This is a genomic window from Stenotrophomonas sp. ESTM1D_MKCIP4_1 (genome assembly GCF_003086895.1).
Lineage (GTDB): Bacteria > Pseudomonadota > Gammaproteobacteria > Xanthomonadales > Xanthomonadaceae > Stenotrophomonas.
In genome coordinates, this window is sequence record NZ_CP026004.1 from 4282316 (window position 1) to 4301019 (window position 18704).

The window sequence follows — 18704 nt, forward strand, 5'->3', positions numbered from 1 at the left end:
ATCGCGGGGGAAAAGTGCCCGCGCATTGTACCCGCGCCGGCCACGGCCCCTTTATCCTTTGCGCATGAACACCCCGCTCTTCCCGATTTCCCCGCTGCTGCCGCAGATCCAGCAGCACCTGGCCGCGCAGTCGCGCCTGGTGCTGGAAGCACCGCCGGGTGCCGGCAAGACCACCCAGGTGCCGCTGGCCCTGCTCGATGCGCCCTGGCTGCAGGGCCGCAGGATCATTCTGCTGGAACCGCGCCGGGTGGCCGCGCGCAGCGCAGCGCTGTTCATGGCACGGCAGCTGGGCGAAGAGGTGGGTGGCACCGTGGGCTACCGCATCCGCTTCGAGAACAAGGTCTCGGCGCGTACCCGCATTGAAGTGGTCACCGAGGGCATCCTGACCCGCATGCTGCAGGACGACCCGATGCTGGAAACGGTCGGCGCGATCCTGTTCGATGAATTCCACGAACGCCATCTCAGCGGCGATCTCGGCCTGGCCCTGGCGCTGGACGTACAGGCGCAGCTGCGCGACGACCTGCGCCTGGTAGTGATGTCGGCCACGCTGGACGGCGAGCGCCTGGCGCGGTTCCTCGATGCGCCACGCCTGAGCAGCGAGGGCCGCAGCCATCCGGTGGCGATCAGCCACTTCCCGGCACGCCGCGATGAGGCGCTGGAACTGCAGGTGCGCCGCGCGGTACAGCAGGCACTGGCCGAACATCCCGGTGACGTCCTGGTGTTCCTGCCCGGCCAGCGCGAGATCGCACGCGTGCAGGCGGGCCTGCAGGAATCGCTGCACGGCGACGTCGAGGTGCTGGCCCTGCACGGCGAACTGCCGGTGGAACAGCAGGCGCGCGTGCTGCAGGTGGTCAGCGATGGCCGTCGCCGCGTGGTGCTGGCCACCAACGTGGCCGAATCGTCGGTGACCCTGCCCGGCGTGCGCGTGGTGATCGACAGCGGCCAGGCGCGCGAGCCGCGCTACGACCCCAACAGCGGCTTCACCCGGCTGGACGTGGTGGCCATCGCCCAGGCATCGGCCGACCAGCGTGCCGGCCGTGCCGGGCGCGTGGCCGAGGGCGTGGCCTGGCGGCTGTGGCCGCAGTCGCAGCGGCTGGAGCCGCAGCGCCGCGCCGAAATCGACCAGGTGGAACTGGCCGGGCTGGCGCTGGAGCTCGCCGCGTGGGGCAGCAGCGACCTGCGCTTTCTCGATCCGCCGCCGTCCGGCCCGATGGCAGCGGCTCGCGAACTGCTGCAGCGCTTGGGCGCGCTCTCGGACTCGGGCGCCATCACGGCGCTCGGCCGCCGCGTACTGGCCCTGGGCACGCACCCGCGCATGGCGGCAATGCTGCTGGCCGCGCCGGATGCACGGTCGCAGGCACTGGCGGCCGATCTGGCCGCACTGCTGGACGCGCGCGATCCGCTGCGCCAGGGCGGTGATGCGCTGGCCGCGCGGTGGCGGGCGCTGGCCGCGTTCCGTACGGGTCGCGCACCCGCCGATGCCAACCGCAGCGGTCTGGCCGCAATCGATGCCGCCGCCAAGCAGTGGCGCAGGCGCCTGCGCTGCGACGCTGCGCCACCGACCAGCATCGAAGCGCATGAACTGGGCGACCTGTTGGCCCATACCTTCCCCGATCGCATTGGTTTCCAGCATCCCAGCGACCCGCTGCGCTACCTGCTGGCCAACGGCCGCAGCGCCCGCCTGCACGAACTGAGCGATCTGCGCGGCGAGCCCTGGCTGGTGGCCAGTGAACTGCGCTTCGAGGCGCGCGATGCGCTGCTGCTGCGCGCCGCGCCGGTCGATGAAAGCGCGCTGCGCAGGACGTGGCCGCAGCGCTTCGTCACGGAAGACACCGTGCGCTGGGATGGCGAGCGGCGCGCCCTGGTCGCGCTGCGCGAAACGCGTTTCGACCGCATCGTGCTGGACAGCCGTTCGGCAGGGCGCGTCGATCCACAGCATGCCGCGCAGGCCTTGACCGAAGCGGTGGCCGAACTCGGCCTGGCTTCGCTGCCGTGGACCGAAGGTCTGCGCCAATGGCAGGCGCGGGTGGAATCGCTGCGCCGCTGGATGCCCGAGCTTGGCCTGCCCGACTGCAGCGATGCGGCCCTGCTGGCCAACCGCGCGCACTGGCTGCAACCGGCGTTTGCCGGCAAGACCCGGCTGGATGCATTGGACGAAAGCAGTTTCGGCGAAGCGCTGAAATCGCCGCTGGAATGGGCGCAACGGCAGCTGGTGGAACGCCACGCGCCGACCCGGATCAGCGTGCCGTCGGGGTTGGAGAGGGCGATCACCTACGGCCTGGACAGCGAAACCGGTGAACCCCAGCCACCGGTCCTGGCCGTGAAGCTGCAGGAGCTGTTCGGCCTGGCCGACACCCCGCGCATCGCCGATGGCCGGGTGGCGCTGACCCTGCACCTGCTTTCGCCGGGTGGGCGCCCGCTGCAGGTCACCCAGGACCTGCGCAATTTCTGGGAAAACACCTATGCCGAGGTGAAGAAGGAAATGAAAGGCCGTTACCCGCGGCATCCCTGGCCGGATGATCCGTGGACGGCCACGGCCACGCATCGGGCCAAACCGCGCGGCACCTGAAATGCGGGGTCAGAGCCCTTTCCCGAGGGAAAGGGATCCGACCCCCGCCCTGCCTGATCCTGAATGGCTGGGGTAGAGTCACCTTATCGTCGGCCCCGACTGACATACCGTTTACAGGCCGCACGACACACTGGACTTCGACCCGAGGCAAAGGACCCCACGCATGAGCAAGCTGACCGTAATCACCGACCGCGCCCTGGAGCGCGCCCTGGAACTGGCGCACACCGCCGGCGATGGCCTGAAGAGTGCCGGTGGCAGCCTGCGCCACCTTGGCCCGCAGGCCAGTGACTGGATCAAGACCGGCGCCGCCGTGGGTGCGGTGAAAACCGGCGGCAAGGTGGCCACCAAGTTCGTGCGCCGCAACCCCGCCGTGGCCGTAGCCGCTGCTGCCGTGGGCGTGGGCCTGCTGGGCTACGCGCTGTACCGCAAGCAACAGAAGAAGAAGGCCGGCAACGGCCACGTCGTGAATGGCCAGGCGCAGCGCATCAATGCGCGTGACCGCCGCAACGACACCGTGGTGGACGAGCACAGCGACATCGGCAGCGATGCGTGATGGCGCTGGGGTCGGATCCCTTCCGCAGGAAGGGCTCTGACCCCGCAACCCGCAGGGCCGGACGCCGCAAGGCCTCCGGCCCTTTCTGTTTCAGCCGATCTGCCGCCACTGCCCCGGCTGCAGGTCATCCAGGCGGTACGGGCCCATCGACACGCGCACCAAGCGCAGCGTGGGCAGATTCACGGCAGCGGTCATGCGCCGCACCTGGCGGTTGCGGCCTTCGCGGATGGTGATCGCAAGCCAGCTGTCGGGCACCGTTTTGCGGAAACGCACCGGGGGATCACGCGGCCACAGAGCCGGCGCCGGTTCGAGACGCTCGATCTTCGCCGGCAGCGTCGGCCCATCGTTCAATACCACCCCATCGCGCAGTCGCTGCAGCTGTTCATCGCTGGGGCTGCCTTCCACCTGCACCCAGTAGGTCTTGTCGGCCTTGTGCCGCGGGTCGGTCAGTTTGTGCGCCAGCGTGCCGTTGTCGGTCAGCAGCAGCAGGCCCTCGCTGTCATGGTCGAGCCGGCCCGCAGCGTACACGCGCGGAGGCAGGCCGAAGCCGGCCAGGGTCGGCCGCGGCGGCACGCTGCGGTCGGTGAACTGGCAGAGCACGTTGAAGGGCTTGTTGAACGCGATGAGCATTGCAGAGACGGCGGGCAGCGGGTGAAGCATTGTCACACGCCGCGCGGCGACACGGCCCTGTAGAGCCGCGCCCACGCTCGGCTGCGTTTCGCTGCGACCGCACAGCCGAGCATGGGCTCGGCTCTACAACAGGGCGGTCAACATCGCAGGGATGGCAGGCGCCACGGATTTACGGCTTCACGAAGCGCAGCGTCATGCGATCGCTCTCACCGATGGCCTGGTACTTCGCGGCGTCGGCTTTGTCATGCTGGTCGGTCGGCGGCAGGGTCCACACGCCGTTGGGGTGGTCCTTGGTGTCGCGCGGATTCGCGTTCACTTCAGTACGCGCGTCCAGCGTGAAACCTGCCGCTTCGGCCATGGCGATCACCTGCTGCTGGCCGACATAGCCGGTGTCATCATCGTCCGCCACGTCGGCCTTGGCGCGGTGTTCGACCACGCCCAGCACGCCGCCCGGCTTGAGCACGTTGAAGAAGCCCTGGAACATGCCCTGCGCCTGGCCGGCCTTGCGCCAGTTGTGCACGTTGCGGAAGGTCAGCACCACATCGGCAGAATTGGCCGGCCCGAACACTGGCTTTGCGGGGTCGTAGGCCACCACGGCGCTCTTGTTGAACTGGGCCGGTGTACCCGCGAACTTCTTTTCCAGACTGTTGCGGCTGCGCTGCTGGTAATCGCGGCCACGGCCTTCGGGTACGGCCGAGGGATCGACGACTGCCGCGATGTAATGCCCCTTGTCACGCAGCAGCGGTGCCAGGATTTCCGAGTACCAGCCGTTGCCGGGCGTGATTTCGATGACCGTCTTTTCCGGGGTGACCTTGAAGAAGGACAGCGTCTGCGCGGGATGGCGGTAGTTGTCGCGTTTGGCGTTGGCCGGATCACGCGTCGGCGCCTTCACCGCTGCATCGATGGCCGGCAGCACCTGGATCTTCGCCGGTGCCACCGTGGCCGGTGCGGCGAATGCGGGAACAGCAACAAGCAGGGCCGATGCAAGCAGCAGGCGGCAACCACGCAGGGACGAGACAGCGATCATCGGGGCGATTCCAGCGGAAGATGCGGCGAGACTAGCAGCCGGCGCGGGCAAGGTGTTCACAAAACGTTAGCCACGCCCCCGCGACGGAACACTGTTTTGTGGTCAGCGCCGCAGCACGGTCACACATCGCGCTCTATGCTGCAGAACTACCCCCAAGGAGTCCGTGCCCATGACGGCAACCCGCGAACTGGGCCGTTCCGGCCTGCATGTACGTCCGCTCGCCTTCGGCGGCAATGTGTTTGGCTGGAGCGCCGATGAAAAGGCCAGCTTCGCCCTGCTCGATGCCTTCGTCGATGCCGGCTTCAATCTGGTGGACACCGCCGACGTGTATTCGGCCTGGGTGCCCGGCAACGAAGGCGGCGAATCGGAAACGCTGATCGGCAAGTGGTTCGCACGCAGCGGAAAGCGCGACAAGGTGGTGCTGGCGACCAAGGTAGCCAAGTGGGCCGAACGCCCCGGCCTGACCCCGGACAACATCAATGCCGCCGTGGAAGATTCGCTGCGCCGCCTGCAGACCGACGTCATTGATCTGTACCAGGCCCACGAGGACGATGAATCCACGCCGCTGGAAGCCACGCTGGCTGCGTTCGGCCGTCTGATCGAGGCGGGCAAGGTGCGGGCCATCGGTGCATCCAACTACAGCGCCACGCGCCTGGCCGATGCGCTGAAGGTGTCCACCGATTACAAGCTGCCGCGCTATGAAACGCTGCAGCCGGAATACAACCTGTACGACCGCGCGGGCTATGAAACCGAACTGGAACCGCTGGTGCAGCGCGAACAGATCGGCGTGATCGGCTACTACGCGCTGGCCAGTGGCTTCCTCAGCGGCAAGTACCGCACGCCGGCCGACGCAGGCAAAAGCCCGGCGCGCGGCGAGATGGTGGTCAAGCGCTATCTGAATCCGCGTGGCCTGCGCATCCTGCAGGCGCTGGATGATGTGGCCAGCAAGCACAACGCCAGCGCTGCACAGATTGCACTGGCCTGGCAGATCGCGCGGCCGTCGATCACCGCGCCGATTGTCAGCGCGACCAGTGTCGAACAGCTGCATGACCTGCTGGCAGCAGCCAACGTCGGGCTGAGCGTGCAGGACATCGCACAACTGGATGCGGCCAGCGTCGAGGGTTGATTGCCGCATCCACGCATGGCGTGGATCTACTACGGCAGTAGATCCACGCCACGCGTGGATGGCACTTGGGGTCAGAGCCCTTTCTGCGAAAGCGATCTGACCCCGCAGTCTTCAACGCGGCACGCTGTCCTCGCTCACCAGGGCGTGGTGCACGCCGATCCCCGCGCGTACGCCTTCGGCCATGGCCAGGGTGATGTTGCCGACCGTGGTCGCGTCGCCGGCGGCATGCACGTTCGGCACCGAGGTCTGCTTCATCATGTCGACCTCCACCAGGACGCCCAACGGGCTTTCCACCAGCGCGCAGCCCAGCTGCTGCACCAACCGCGTGGCCATCTGCTGCAGGGCAGGTACGAACAGCGCACGCTGGGCGATGCGGCGGCCATCGGCCAGTTCCACTTCCAGCCAGGTCGGCTGTTCACCCTGCACGCCCACCACCGGGGTGGTTTCGATCTGCACGCCGCGCTGCTGCATGGCGGCCCGCTCGTCTTCGCTGATCGCCAGGCCCTGGCTGAAGAAGGTGACATTGCCCCAGTCGGCGAACAGCGGCGCCTTGGCCGCCGACATGGGGTGGCCGCCGAGCAGGCCGATGGCACCACCGCCGACTTCATAGCCGTGGCAGTACGGGCAGTGCAGCACGGTGCTGCCCCAGCGCTCGGCCAGCCCCGGCAGTGCGGGAAGCTGGTCGGTGATGCCGGTGGCCAGCAGCAGCTTGCGCGCGGCCAGCACCTGGCCATCGGCGGTACGCACCTCCACGCCATCGGCGCGGGCCTGCGCCTGCACCACCTCGCCCTGCAGCCAGCGCACCGTGGGGTAATCCAGCAGTTGCTGGCGCGCGGTCTTCAGCAGCTCGGCGCCGCTGATGCCGTCCTGGCCAAGCACCCCGTGCGAGTGGCTGGCGGCGCGATTGCGCGGCAGGCCGCTGTCGATGACGGTGACCGGGCGGCGGGCACGGGCCAGGATCAGGCCGGCGGCGATGCCGGCGTAACTGCCGCCGACGATGAGGACATCAGGATTCATGGTGGCCTTCCAGGGAACGGTGATGGGCAAGATGGCGGGCGAAGTCGGCGCCCAGCTGGTCCAGCGTGCTGGCCTGCAGGCGCGCTTCGAGCAGGCGTTGTGCCTCGCGCGCGCCGTCCTGCAGGGCCTGGTTGACCAGCTGCTGGATGGGGCAGCCACCGCCGTTGTCGCGGTTGCCGACCTGCACCAGCGGCGGCGCGCCGACCGCCAGGTAGATGTCATGCAGGCTGATCTGCGCGGCCTCGCGTGCCAGTTGGCTGCCACCGCCATGGCCGCGCGTGCTGCGCACCAGGCCGGCCTTGTGCATCTGCGCCAGCAGGCGACGGATCACCACCGGATGGGTGGGCAGGCAGGCGGCCAGTTGCTCGGACGTGCGCGGCCCCTCCTGGCCCACCAGATGGGCCATCACGTGCAGGGCGTCGGAGAGCGGATTCGCGGATTTCATGTAACTACGATAGTTACATTTAGACCCGCTGTCGAGACCCCGTCCCGCCCATTTCTGGACACACTCGTCCTATGAAACGGCTTCTTCACCTCGCTAAACCCACCTGCAATGTGATCCGATTCTCACTTCAGCGGACTTAAGCACGGTCGATACCGCATCGCCCCCTTTCCGAGAGTCCGCCCCATGAACGCCTCCTCCCGTGCGCCGCGGCTGCAGTCGAAGCTGCTCGGTGCCGTATCCGCTGGCCTGGCCATCGTCCTGCTGTGTGCATTGGCCGGCCTGGCATCGGCATGGCTGAAGCTGTCCGCCGACGTACCGGCGGAAGTCGCCCACAGCCGCAATGCCGAGCACCTGCAGCGCGAGTTCCGCGGCCAGGTACAGGAGTGGAAGAACGTGCTGCTGCGCGGCCACGACGAGGCGCTGCGCGAGCGCCACCTGCAGGCCTTCGATGACGAGGGGAAGCGGGTGGAGACCCTGGCCCGCGATCTGGCCACCAGCCCCGATGCGCGCACCCGCGACATGGCACAGGCGTTCGCTGACCTGCACGCGCAGTTGCAGAAGGACTACCACGCGGCACTGCAGGCGTTCGCCGAGGCAGGCTACGACCCGGCTGCCGGCGACAACCTGGTGCGCGGCAAGGACCGGCCCGTGGCCGCAGCGCTGGATGCACTGGGCGCGCACGCCGCACAGGTGGCCGAGACCGCGGTGAGCGCACGTTCGCAGCAGGCGCGGCGCACCCTGGTGGTGTGCGCGGCGCTGACCATCGCGGCGGCGGTGCTGCTGCTGGCCGGCCTGGGTGTGTGGCTGCGGCGCGCCGTGGTGCAGCCGGTGCTGGCGGTGGAAGCTGCCGCGCGTGCGGTGGCGGCCGGCGATCTGGAGCATGTGGTGCAGGTGCGCAGCCGCGATGAGATCGGCCGCCTGGCCCAGGCCATGCTGGCCGTACAGGGCACGCTGCGTGGCGTGCTGGCGGCACAGACCACGATGGCGCGTGCGCACGAGGCCGGGGCGATCAGTCACCGCATGGACGACAGCGCCTTCCCCGGCGCCTACGGCCGCATGGTGGCCGACACCAACGCGCTGGTTGATGCGCACATCCAGGTGAAGATGCGCGCGATTGCGATCATGGGCCGCTATGCGGTGGGCGACCTCAGCCAGGACATGGAGCGCCTGCCGGGCGAGAAGGCGGTGATCACCGAGGCGCTGGATGCGGTGAAGCACAACCTGGCTGCGATCAACGGCGAGATCCGCCGCCTGGCCGGCGCTGCCGCCGCCGGTGATTTCAGCCAGCGTGGTGACAGCACACGCTTCACGCATGACTTCCGCGCGATGGTCGAAGGGCTGAACCAGCTGATGCAGGCCACCGAACAGAACCTGGGTGAGGTCTCCGGCATGCTGCGGGCGATCGCCGATGGTCGCCTGGGTGCGCGCATGCACGGCGATTTCCACGGCGTGTTCGCGCGCATCGCCCGCGATGCCAACACCACCGCCGCGCAGCTGGCGACGATTGTCACCGACATCAAACACACCTCGGGCAGCATCCATTCGGCCGCTGCCGAGATCGCCGCGGGCAACAGCGACCTGTCGCGCCGCACCGAACAGCAGGCCGCGCACCTGGAAGAGACCGCTGCATCGATGGAGGAACTGACCTCCACCGTGCGCCAGAACGCGGAGCATGCGCGGCAGGCCAATCAGCTGGCGATCGGTGCCCACCGCGTAGCCTCGCAGGGTGGCGAGGTGGTCGGCCAGGTGGTGGCGACCATGGGCGCGATCGAGACGTCCTCGCGGCAGATCGCCGCGATCATCAGTGTCATCGACGGCATCGCGTTCCAGACCAACATCCTCGCGCTGAACGCGGCGGTGGAAGCGGCGCGTGCCGGTGAGCAGGGCCGCGGGTTTGCGGTGGTGGCCAGTGAAGTACGCACGCTGGCGCAGCGCTCGGCGGCGGCAGCCAAGGAGATCAAGACGCTGATCGAAGCCTCGGTGGAACAGGTGGGCCACGGTGCGCAGCGCGTGCGCCAGGCCGGTGACACCATGGCGGAGATTGTTGCCGCGGTGCAGCGGGTCACCGACATCATGGCCGAGATTTCCGCCGCCTCGCAGGAACAGAGCACGGGCATCGAACAGGTCAGCCAGACCATCCTGCAGATGGACGGCACCACCCAGCAGAACGCTGCGCTGGTGGAGGAAGCCAGCGCGGCCGCGCGCAGCCTGGAACAGCAGGCGGACCGCTTGATCGAAGCGGTGGATGTGTTTGATCTGTCGACCACGGCAACGACGCAGGATGGCTTCGCACGCGCGGCGTGAGGGTCCGCGCCCACCGATGACGAATGCCGGCCAGCGGCCGGCACTACCGTTCCCTGCACAGGTAGTGCCGGCCGCTGGCCGGCAACCCAACCTACATCTCAGCGCAGGTAATCACCCTGCGTCATCCCCTCGCCCAGGTGATCCAGGAACGAGCTGATGCGCGCCGACACCGCGGTGTTGCGGTAGTACACCGCGTGGATCGGCTGGTAGACATCCAGTGTCTGCCCTGCCAGCACCGGCACCAGCGTGCCGGCAGCGCGGTCACGGTCGGTGACGAAGTCGGACAGGCAGGTGATGCCCACGCCTTCCACCGCCAGCCGGCGCAGCGTTTCACCGCTGGACACGGCGATATCCGGACGTACCAGCAACTGGCCCTCGGCGTCGCCCGGCAGCGGCCAGCGGTTCAAGGATTCCGGCTCATTGAAACCCAACAGCGTGTGCTGCCCCAGTGCGGCCACGCTCGCCGGTTCGCCGTGTGCGGCCAGATAGGCCGGGCTGGCCACCAGCTGCAGGCGGCAGCGTCCCAGCGAGCGCGCGTGCAGGGTTGAGTCGGCCAGCGGGCCGATGCGGATGGCCAGATCGGTGCGCCGCTCCAGCAGATCGATGTAGCGCTCGGAACTGTTCAGTTCCAGCTGCACATCGGGGTAGCGGGCGCGATAGCTGGCCACCAGTGGCGCGATCACGTGCAGCACGAACGGCATGGCCGCATCCACCCGCAGCCGCCCGGCCGGGCGCTCACGGCGGGCGGCCATCTGTTCTTCGGCCGATTCCACGGCATCGATGATCGCCCGCGCGTGGCGCAGGTAGGCCTCGCCCTCGGCGGTCAGGTGCAGGCGCCGCGTGGTGCGGGTCAGCAGGGTGGTGCCGAGCTTCTCTTCCAGCCGCCCCAACGCCCGGCTCACGCCGGAGGGGGTCTGGCCCAGCTGCTCGGCGGCGGCGCTGATCGAGCCACTGTCGATCACCGCCAGGAACGCCTGCATTTCGTCGAGGGTGGTCTTCATGGCGCCATTATTGACCATCAGGCAAGAGTGATTGGCGTGAAGACTGGTTTTTCGGCAAAGGTGCGCCGCGCACACTGCGCGCCTTCCTTCCCTCTGGAGCCTGCCATGACCCGTGGCATTCCCCTCGCTCTGCTGGCGCTCACCGTAGGCGCCTTCGCCATCGGCACCACTGAGTTCGTCATCGTCGGCCTCATTCCGACCATCGCCGCCGACCTGCACGTCAGCCTGCCCTCGGCCGGCCTGCTGGTCTCGCTGTATGCACTGGGCGTGGCCATCGGCGCGCCGGTGCTGACGGCGCTGACCGGCCGCGTGCCGCGCAAGCAGCTGCTGGTCGCGCTGATGCTGCTGTTCACCCTGGGCAACGTCATCGCCTGGATGGCGCCGGGCTACACCTCCCTCATCGTCGCCCGCATCCTTACCGGGCTCGCCCACGGCGTGTTCTTCTCCATCGGTTCGATCATCGCAACGGCCGTGGTACCGAAGGAAAAGGCCGCCAGCGCGATCGCCATCATGTTCACCGGCCTGACCGTCGCCCTGGTGACCGGCGTGCCGCTGGGCACCTTCATCGGCCAGCACCTGGGCTGGCGCGCAACCTTCCTGGCCGTGGCAGGCCTGGGCGTGGTCGCCCTGCTGGGCGCGCTGCTGTTCGTGCCGCGCAACCTGCCGCAGAGCGCGGCGGCCAGTGTCCGCCAGCAACTGGGCGTACTGGCCCAGCCGCGCCTGCTGCTGGTCTATGCAATGACCGCGCTGGGCTATGGCGGTACGTTCCTGGCCTTCACCTACCTGGCGCCGATCCTGCAGGATGTCACCGGCTTCTCGGCAAACGCAGTCAGCCTGGTGCTGCTGGTGTACGGCGTGTCGGTGGCCATCGGCAACCTGTGGGGTGGCCGCCTGGCCGACCGCCTGGGCCCGGTGCCGGCACTGAAGCGGATCTTCGCGCTGCTGGCCCTGGTCCTGTTCGTGCTTACGTTCACCGCCTACAACACCTGGCTGATGCTGCTGACCGTGCTGGCGCTGGGCGCCGTGGCGTTCGGCAATGTGCCCGGCCTGCAGGTCTACGTGGTCAAGCAGGCCCAGCGCTACGCACCGCAGGCGACCGATGTGGCCTCGGGCCTGAACATCGCCGCGTTCAACATCGGCATCGCCCTGGGTGCCTCGCTGGGTGGCCTGGTGGTGGAGCACATCGGCCTGATGCACACCCCGTGGCTGGGCGCGCTGGTGGTGGTGGTGGCGTACGCACTCACCGTGCTGAGCGGCCGCCTGGACCGCCGCGATGGTGTCGACCACCGTGCCGAAGGCATCACCGCGGCTGCACATTGACCGGCCGTGCAATGCACCGTTGCCGGCATGCAGACGCTCCCTGACCTACCCTTCCTGTTCACTCCTTTCCCCCCGTTGGAGCTTCCCATGACTGTCCCCACCTTTGGTCTCGGCACCTTCCGCCTGAAGGACCAGACCGTGATCGATTCCGTGCGCAACGCGCTGGACGTCGGCTACCGCGCCATCGACACCGCGCAGATCTACGGCAATGAAGCCGAGGTCGGCCAGGCCATCGCCGAATCCGGCGTGCCGCGCGACGATATCTACCTGACCACCAAAGTGTGGATCACCGAGTTCAAGCGCGATGCGCTGCTGGCCAGCCTGCGTACCAGCCTGGAAAAGCTGCGCACCGACCATGTGGACCTGGCGCTGATCCACTGGCCTTCGCCCAACGACAAGGTGGACGTGCCGATGGAGGAGTACCTGCCGGCGTTGGCCGAAGCCAAGGCGCAGGGCCTGACCCGCGAGATCGGCATTTCCAACTTCACCATCGCCCAGACCCGCAAGGCGATCGAGATCCTGGGGGCCGATGCCATCGCCACCAACCAGATCGAGATCCACCCGTACCTGCAGAACCGCCTGCTGGTGAAGTTCCTGCAGGACAACGGCATCCGCATCACGGCGTACATGAGCCTGGCCTATGGTGAAGTGCTGAAGGACCCGGTGATCCAGGCCATTGCCGGCCGCCACCAGGCCACCCCGGCGCAGGTGGCGCTGGCCTGGGCACTGCAGCAGGGCTTTGCGGTCATTCCCTCGTCCACCAAGCGCGAGAACCTGGCCGGCAACCTGGAAGCTGCGGCCATCCGCCTGACCGACGATGACATGGCACAGATCGCCAAGCTGGACCGCGGCCATCGCCTGGCCAATCCGGAAGGCATCGCCCCGGCCTGGGATTGATCCCGACTGCGGTCAGGGACCGGAATCGGCAGGCGCCGACCTTGGTCGGCACCTGCCAGAAGCGGGGGTCATCCCCCGCTCTGCAGCAACCAGCCGCGCATCGCCGCACTCACCTCGTCCGGCTTTTCCATCGGTGCCAGGTGCCCGCAGTCGGGCACCACCACCAGCTGCGAATGCGGCACCAGCGCGTGCATTTCCTCGCTCACCGCCAGCGGCGTGATGCGATCGTTGGCGCCGCACACGATCAGCAGCGGATCGCGGTAGGCGGCCAGCACGTCATGGCCATCGCAGCGTTCCAGCCCACTCTGGCGCAGGAATACCTCGGCGCCCAGGCGTGCGGTCATGTCGCGCACGCGCTGCACCAGCACGTAGTCGTCCAGCCGCGACGCATCGATGTAGCTGCGCATCAGCGCATCGCCAAACCCATGGAACCTGCCCGGCAGGCGCACACTGGCCCGCTGGCTGCGGCGCTGCTCGGCACGCTCGGGCGAATCGGCATGGATCGAGGTATCAATCAGCGCCAGCTGCAGCACGCGTTCGGGCGCGCTGCGCAGGATCTGCTGGGCAACAAAACCACCCAGTGAGAAACCGGCCAGGGCGAAGCGCTCGGGCGCCTGCGACAGCACGTCGTCGGCCACCGCCTGCAGGGTTTCGCCCCGGGTCTGGTCGCCCACGGTGCAGTCGGCAATATCGGCCAGGTCGGCCAGCTGCGCGCGCCACAGTTCGGCATCGTTGAGCAGGCCGGGGAGCAGCAGCAGGGGGATGCGTTCGGTCATGGGCGTATTGTCGCGCGGCGGAAGCGCTGCGGCCATGCCGCAACGGGCCGTTGGGCTGTACAGTCGAGCCATGCTCGACCGCCCTTCCCCGTAGCGTCGAGCCTGCTCGACTGCTGTGCTCAGAGCAGTCGAGCAAGCTCGACTCTACGAAAGCTCGAGGCAGTCGAGCACGCTCGACTCTACGAGATCCCGGCGCGTTCAAGCGCGCTCAATCCCAGGACACGGACGCGACCATGGCAGACCCCTACAACAGCGGCATCCCCTCCCCTCCGGCCCTGCGCTTCGAGGATTCCCTGGTCACCACCGCCTTCGAGCTGCCCGGCTACCGGGTGGCGCGCAACCTGGGCGTCGTGCGTGGCATCACCGTGCGCTCGCGCTCGATCGTCGGCAACTTCCTCGGCGGCATCCAGACCATCTTCGGCGGCAACATCACCATCTATACCGAACTGTGCGAGCAGGCCCGTGAGGAAACCTACCGCGACATGGTCAAGCATGCGCGGCAGCTGGGGGCGAATGCCATCATCGGCATGCGTTACGACGCCACCGATGTGATGACCGGACTGACCGAGGTGCTGTGCTATGGCACTGCGGTGGTGGTGGAACCGTTGCGGTGATCCTGGCGCCAGGTATGGCATCCAAAGCAGCCGAGCGCGGGCTCGGCTCTACACAGCGGGAGCAGGCACGTCGACCTGCTGCACCGGCAGTGTCACCATCATCACCGTCGGGTCGTCCGGGTCGAGCCGGGTCTTGAAGCCCAGGCTCTGGCACATCGCCAGCATGGTGCTGTTCTCGCGCAGCACCTGGCCTTCCACCACATCCAGCCCCAGCCATTTGGCGTACTCGATCATGATCGCCATCAGGCGCCAGCCGATGCCATGGCCCTTCAGGTCCGAGCGGATCAGGATGCCGTACTCGCCACGGTGGTAATCGGCGTCGGCATGCAGCCGAACCGCGCCGAGCATGTCACCGCTGCGCGGATCGATGGCCACCAGCGCGATCGAACGCGCGTAGTCGAGCTGGGTGAGGCGGGCGATGAATTCATGGCTGAAATGCTTCACCGACTGGAAGAAGCGCAGGCGCAGGTCTTCATCGCTGACACGGGCGAAGAACGCGCGGAACAGCGCATCGTCTTCCGGCCGTACCGGGCGCACGAAGGCGCGGCCACCGTCGGACAGATCGATGGTGCGTTCCCACTCCTTGGGATAGGGGAAGACCGAAAAGCGCGGGTGGCCACGGCCCTTGTGCAGGATGCGCGAGGGCGCGATGGCGATGCGTGCGTCGAGCGCGAGGATGCCCTTGCTGTCCACCAGCAGCGGATTGATGTCCAGCGTGCGCACTTCGGGAATGTCGGCCGCCAGCTGCGCCAGCTTCACCAGGGCCAGGGCCAGCGCGCGCTCGTCGGCGGCCGGCACATCACCATAGGCCTTGAGGATGCGCGACGCGCGGGTCTGGCCGATCAGTTCATGGGCCAGGCGCAGGTCCAGCGGCGGCAGCGCCAGCGCCTTGTCATTGATCACTTCCACGGCAGTACCGCCGCGCCCGACCACGATGACCGGGCCGAACGTCGCGTCATCGGCGATGCCGACGATGATCTCGCGCGCTTTCGGGCGGACGATGGTCGGCTGCACCAGCAGGCCGTCAATGCGTGCCTGCGGGCGCAGCTGGCGCGCGCGCTCGAGGATCCCGTTGGCTGCGCTCTGCACCGCCGGCAATGTCGCCAGGTTCAGACGCACGCCATCCACGGCGGATTTGTGCGGGATATCCGGCGAGAGGATCTTCAGCGCCACGGTTGCGCCGCGCTCCAGCAGTGGCTGCGCCAGGTCCATCGCTTCGTGCGCATCACGCGCATGCATGACCGGCGCCGACGGAATGCCGTAGGCCTTGAGCAGATCGTGGGTGGCCAGCGGATCCAGCCACTGCTGGCCGTTGGCCAGTGCGGCATCGACCAGCGCACGCGCACGCGCGGTGTCCACGCTGAAATCCTGCGGCAGGCTGGGCGGCGTTTCCATCAGCGCGTTCTGCGCGTCACGGTAGCGCACCAGATGCTGGAAGCCGCGCACGGCCTCGGCTTCGGTCGGATAGGTCGGCACGCGCGCGGCGTTGAGCGTGGCAGTGGCCTGGTCATCGTTGCCCAGCCACACGGCGAACACCGGCTTGTCGCGCTGGTGGCGCGGACGCAGCCCGAGCGTGCGGGTCAGGGCCTGCGCGGCATCGGCCGATGAGGTAAACGCGGTGGGCACGTTGACCACCATCACCGCATCGTTCTCGTTGTCGGCCAGCAGCGCTTCGATGGCGGCGGCGTAGCGGTCGCCATCGGCGTCGACCACGATGTCGACCGGATTGCTGCGCGACCAGCCCTGCGGCAACACCTTGTCCAGCGTTTCCACCGTGCTCTCGGACAGCTGCGCCAGGGTGCCGCGCAGTGCCACCAGCTGATCCACCGCCAGGCGGCCGACGCCACCACCGTTGCTGAGCACGGCCAGGCGGCGGCCCGGGAACGAGCCGAGGCGGCCAAGCGTTTCGGCGGCGGTGAACAGTTCGTCCAAGGCACTCACGCGCAGCAGCCCGGCGCGGTTGAAGGCGGCACCATAGACATCGTCGGCGCGCGCCAGCGCCTGCACGTGGGTATCGGCGCTGCCCGGCTGCACACGTTCGGCACGACCGGATTTCACCACCACCACGGGCTTTGCGCGGGCGGCGGCGCGGGCGGCCGACATGAACTTGCGCGCGTCCTTGATGTGTTCGACGTAGAGCAGGATGGCGCGGGTGCGGTAATCGGTGGCGAAGTAATCGAGCAGATCGCCGAAGTCGACATCCATCGTGTCGCCCAGCGACACCACGGCGGAGAACCCGACCGAACGCGCCACGCCCCATTCCACCAGTGCGGCGGCGATGGCCGAAGATTCGGAGATCAGGGCGAGGTCACCGGCCTGCGGAAAGTGCGCGGCGATGCTGGCATTGAGCCGCGCATGCGGCGCGATCACGCCCAGGCAGTGGGGGCCAAGGATGCGCAGGCCGTGCCTGCGTGCCACGTGTTCCACCTGTTCGGACAGCGAGCCCGGGCCTTCGCCGAGGTGCGCGGTGAGGATGATGGCGGCCTGCACGCCACGCTCGGCGGCGGTGCGCACCACCTGCGGCACGATCGCTGCCGGTGCGGTGATGACCACCAGGTCGGGCACCCAGTCCAGGTCCTTCAGCCGCTTCACGGTGCGGATGCCATCGATCTCGGCATGCCGCGGATTGATCCACGCCACCTTGCCGGGGAACCCGGTACCGCGCAGGTTGCGCATCACCGCGCGGCCGGCCGAGCGTTCGCGGGGGCTGCCGCCGATCACGGCGACCGACTGCGGGCGGAACACGGACTGCAGGTGGTAGGTACTCATGCGCCTACGGTACCCAAAAAGGGGATGAAGGGGTCGGATCCCTTTCCGCAGGAAAGGGCTCTGACCCCGCTGCGGGCGCGGGCATATGGGGTCGGAGCCCGTCGCTGCGCGATGGGATCCGACCCCGTATTACGGGTACACCCGGCTACAACAACGTGCCGTGCAGGATGAGCGCGGCGATGCTGAAGTAGATCACCAGCCCGGTCACGTCCACCAGGGTGGCGACGAACGGTGCCGAGGCGCTGGCCGGGTCGAAGCCCAGGCGCTTGAGGATGAAGGGCAGCATCGAACCGGACAGCGAGCCGAAGGTGACGATGCCCACCAGCGCCGCGCCGATGGTGATGGCCAGCAGGATCCAGTGCTCGCCGTAGTCATGCAGGCCGCCCAGCTGCCAGATGACGATGCGCACGATGGCCAGGCAGCCGAGGATGGCACCCAGCACCATGCCGGTGGGGACTTCGCGCAGGGCCACGCGCCACCAGTCGCTCAAGCGCAGTTCGCGCAGCGCCAGGCTGCGGATCAGCAGCGACGTCGCCTGAGAACCGGAGTTACCGCCCGAGCTCATGATGAGCGGGATGAACAGCGTCAGCACCACCGCGCGCGCCAGCTCATCCTCGTAGTGCTGCATTGCGCTGGCGGTGAGCATCTCGCCCAGGAACAGCACGCTCAGCCAGCCGGCACGCTTGCGCAGCATCTCGAAGAAGCCGATCTGCATGTACGGCTTGTCCAGCGCTTCCATGCCGCCGAACTTGTGCGCGTCTTCGGTCGATTCCTCGATGAGGGCATCGAGCACGTCATCGACGGTGACGATGCCCAGCAGGTGCTGCTGCGCATCCACCACGGGAATGGCCAGCAGGTCGTGGCGGCGGATCAGCCGTGCCACCTCTTCCTGGTCCAGCAGGGCATCGACCGTCACCGGCGGATTGACCTGGGCCACGTCGAGGATCGACTCCTCCGGCAGGCCGGTGATCAGGCGGCGCATGGTCACCACCTGCTGCAGCTGCTGGCTGGCCGGGTCAAGCACGTAGATGGCGTACACGGTTTCGCGGGTGCGCTCGACCTGGCGGATGTGCTGCAGGGTCTGGGCCACTGTCCAGGTCGCGGGTACGGCGACGAACTCGGTGGTCATCAGCGCGCCGGCGGTGTTGGGCGGGTAGCTCAGCAGGGTCTGGATCGCCCGACGGGCATCGCTGCCCAGCAGCGGGATCAGCCGGGCGCGCTCCTCTTCGTCCAGCTCGTGGACGATGTCGGTGGCGCGGTCGTCGGCCATCAGCCCCAGCAGTGCGGCAGCACGGGCCGGCGGCAGGGCGGCCACCAGCTCGCCGCTGCGGTGCAGTTCCGGTGCTTCGAGCATCTTCACTGCGCGCGGCAGCGAAAGCGCGGCCAGTGTCTCGGCGGCGCGCTGCAGGTCGAGGGTATTGAGGAACTCCACCGCATCGGCGGTGTTGTAGTTGGCCAGGGGCGCGGCCAGTGCAGCGGCATCCGCCACTGGGCGCAACAATTGCTTCTGGTTCATGGATCTGCCTTGTCGGGTGCGACCTCGCGCAACGCCAACGCAGACAGACCGTCCCGATGTCAGGCGGTGGCCATCGCTGGCGTCGAACGAGGTCGACTTCTACTGTCGCTGGACATGGGTTGGGGACTCCGGATGGTTGT

General features: G+C 68.1%; 15 protein-coding genes. 7 read left to right on the forward strand and 8 right to left on the reverse strand.

The window, feature by feature from the left end:
- Positions 1 to 64 precede the first annotated feature (64 nt).
- Both hrpB and C1924_RS19400 read left to right on the forward strand, forming a co-directional pair.
- Positions 65 to 2569 carry an ATP-dependent helicase HrpB gene (gene hrpB / locus C1924_RS19395; protein ID WP_108766776.1) on the forward strand — a complete coding sequence of 835 codons (2505 nt, stop codon included), beginning with the start codon at positions 65 to 67 and terminating at the stop codon, positions 2567 to 2569.
- Positions 2570 to 2732: 163 nt separating this feature from the next.
- Complete coding sequence (locus C1924_RS19400) at positions 2733 to 3122, forward strand: hypothetical protein (RefSeq protein WP_079224180.1); 390 nt, start codon at positions 2733 to 2735, stop codon at positions 3120 to 3122.
- A 90-nt stretch (positions 3123 to 3212) separates the two neighbouring features.
- Here C1924_RS19400 and C1924_RS19405 read toward each other — a convergent pair whose 3' ends face one another.
- The gene (locus C1924_RS19405) at positions 3213 to 3752 is read right to left on the reverse strand and encodes a pseudouridine synthase (RefSeq protein ID WP_108766777.1); all 540 of its coding nucleotides are present in this window, start codon (positions 3750 to 3752) and stop codon (positions 3213 to 3215) included.
- A 169-nt stretch (positions 3753 to 3921) separates the two neighbouring features.
- Positions 3922 to 4779 (reverse strand): class I SAM-dependent methyltransferase, encoded by an 858-nt coding sequence (locus C1924_RS19410; protein WP_108766778.1) that lies wholly within the window; start codon positions 4777 to 4779, stop codon positions 3922 to 3924.
- A 169-nt stretch (positions 4780 to 4948) separates the two neighbouring features.
- Between C1924_RS19410 and C1924_RS19415 the strand changes: the two genes are divergently transcribed.
- Complete coding sequence (locus tag C1924_RS19415; RefSeq protein ID WP_108766779.1) at positions 4949 to 5905, forward strand: aldo/keto reductase; 957 nt, start codon at positions 4949 to 4951, stop codon at positions 5903 to 5905.
- 111 nt (positions 5906 to 6016) lie between these two features.
- Here C1924_RS19415 and C1924_RS19420 read toward each other — a convergent pair whose 3' ends face one another.
- A complete protein-coding gene (locus C1924_RS19420; protein WP_108766780.1) occupies positions 6017 to 6922 on the reverse strand; it encodes an NAD(P)/FAD-dependent oxidoreductase in 906 nt (301 codons plus the stop codon).
- Positions 6912 to 7367 (reverse strand): Rrf2 family transcriptional regulator, encoded by a 456-nt coding sequence (locus C1924_RS19425; protein WP_079224195.1) that lies wholly within the window; start codon positions 7365 to 7367, stop codon positions 6912 to 6914. The genes C1924_RS19420 and C1924_RS19425 overlap by 11 nt, the downstream gene beginning before the upstream one ends.
- 183 nt (positions 7368 to 7550) lie before the next feature.
- On the opposite strand from C1924_RS19425, the gene C1924_RS19430 reads away from it, so the two are divergent.
- Positions 7551 to 9671, forward strand: coding sequence for a methyl-accepting chemotaxis protein (locus C1924_RS19430; RefSeq protein WP_108766781.1), 2121 nt, complete (start codon positions 7551 to 7553; stop codon positions 9669 to 9671).
- A 98-nt stretch (positions 9672 to 9769) separates the two neighbouring features.
- Here the strand turns inward: C1924_RS19430 and C1924_RS19435 are convergent, their stop codons facing one another.
- Positions 9770 to 10672 (reverse strand): LysR family transcriptional regulator, encoded by a 903-nt coding sequence (locus C1924_RS19435; RefSeq protein ID WP_108766782.1) that lies wholly within the window; start codon positions 10670 to 10672, stop codon positions 9770 to 9772.
- A 105-nt stretch (positions 10673 to 10777) separates the two neighbouring features.
- Between C1924_RS19435 and C1924_RS19440 the strand changes: the two genes are divergently transcribed.
- The gene (locus C1924_RS19440; protein ID WP_108766783.1) at positions 10778 to 11992 is read left to right on the forward strand and encodes an MFS transporter; all 1215 of its coding nucleotides are present in this window, start codon (positions 10778 to 10780) and stop codon (positions 11990 to 11992) included.
- A gap of 87 nt (positions 11993 to 12079) precedes the next feature.
- Complete coding sequence (dkgB, locus tag C1924_RS19445) at positions 12080 to 12889, forward strand: 2,5-didehydrogluconate reductase DkgB (RefSeq protein ID WP_108766784.1); 810 nt, start codon at positions 12080 to 12082, stop codon at positions 12887 to 12889.
- Positions 12890 to 12957: 68 nt separating this feature from the next.
- Here dkgB and C1924_RS19450 read toward each other — a convergent pair whose 3' ends face one another.
- On the reverse strand, positions 12958 to 13665 hold the full coding sequence (locus tag C1924_RS19450; protein ID WP_108767130.1) for an alpha/beta hydrolase: 708 nt from the start codon (positions 13663 to 13665) through the stop codon (positions 12958 to 12960).
- 233 nt (positions 13666 to 13898) lie between these two features.
- Between C1924_RS19450 and C1924_RS19455 the strand changes: the two genes are divergently transcribed.
- Positions 13899 to 14279, forward strand: a complete 381-nt coding sequence (locus C1924_RS19455) for a YbjQ family protein (RefSeq protein ID WP_108754558.1) — start codon at positions 13899 to 13901, stop codon at positions 14277 to 14279.
- 48 nt (positions 14280 to 14327) lie between these two features.
- On the opposite strand, the gene C1924_RS19460 is transcribed toward C1924_RS19455, so the two are convergent.
- Both C1924_RS19460 and mgtE read right to left on the reverse strand, forming a co-directional pair.
- On the reverse strand, positions 14328 to 17048 hold the full coding sequence (locus C1924_RS19460; protein WP_108766785.1) for a bifunctional acetate--CoA ligase family protein/GNAT family N-acetyltransferase: 2721 nt from the start codon (positions 17046 to 17048) through the stop codon (positions 14328 to 14330).
- Positions 17049 to 17193: 145 nt separating this feature from the next.
- Positions 17194 to 18564 (reverse strand): magnesium transporter, encoded by a 1371-nt coding sequence (gene mgtE, locus C1924_RS19465; RefSeq protein WP_108766786.1) that lies wholly within the window; start codon positions 18562 to 18564, stop codon positions 17194 to 17196.
- Positions 18565 to 18704 lie beyond the last annotated feature (140 nt).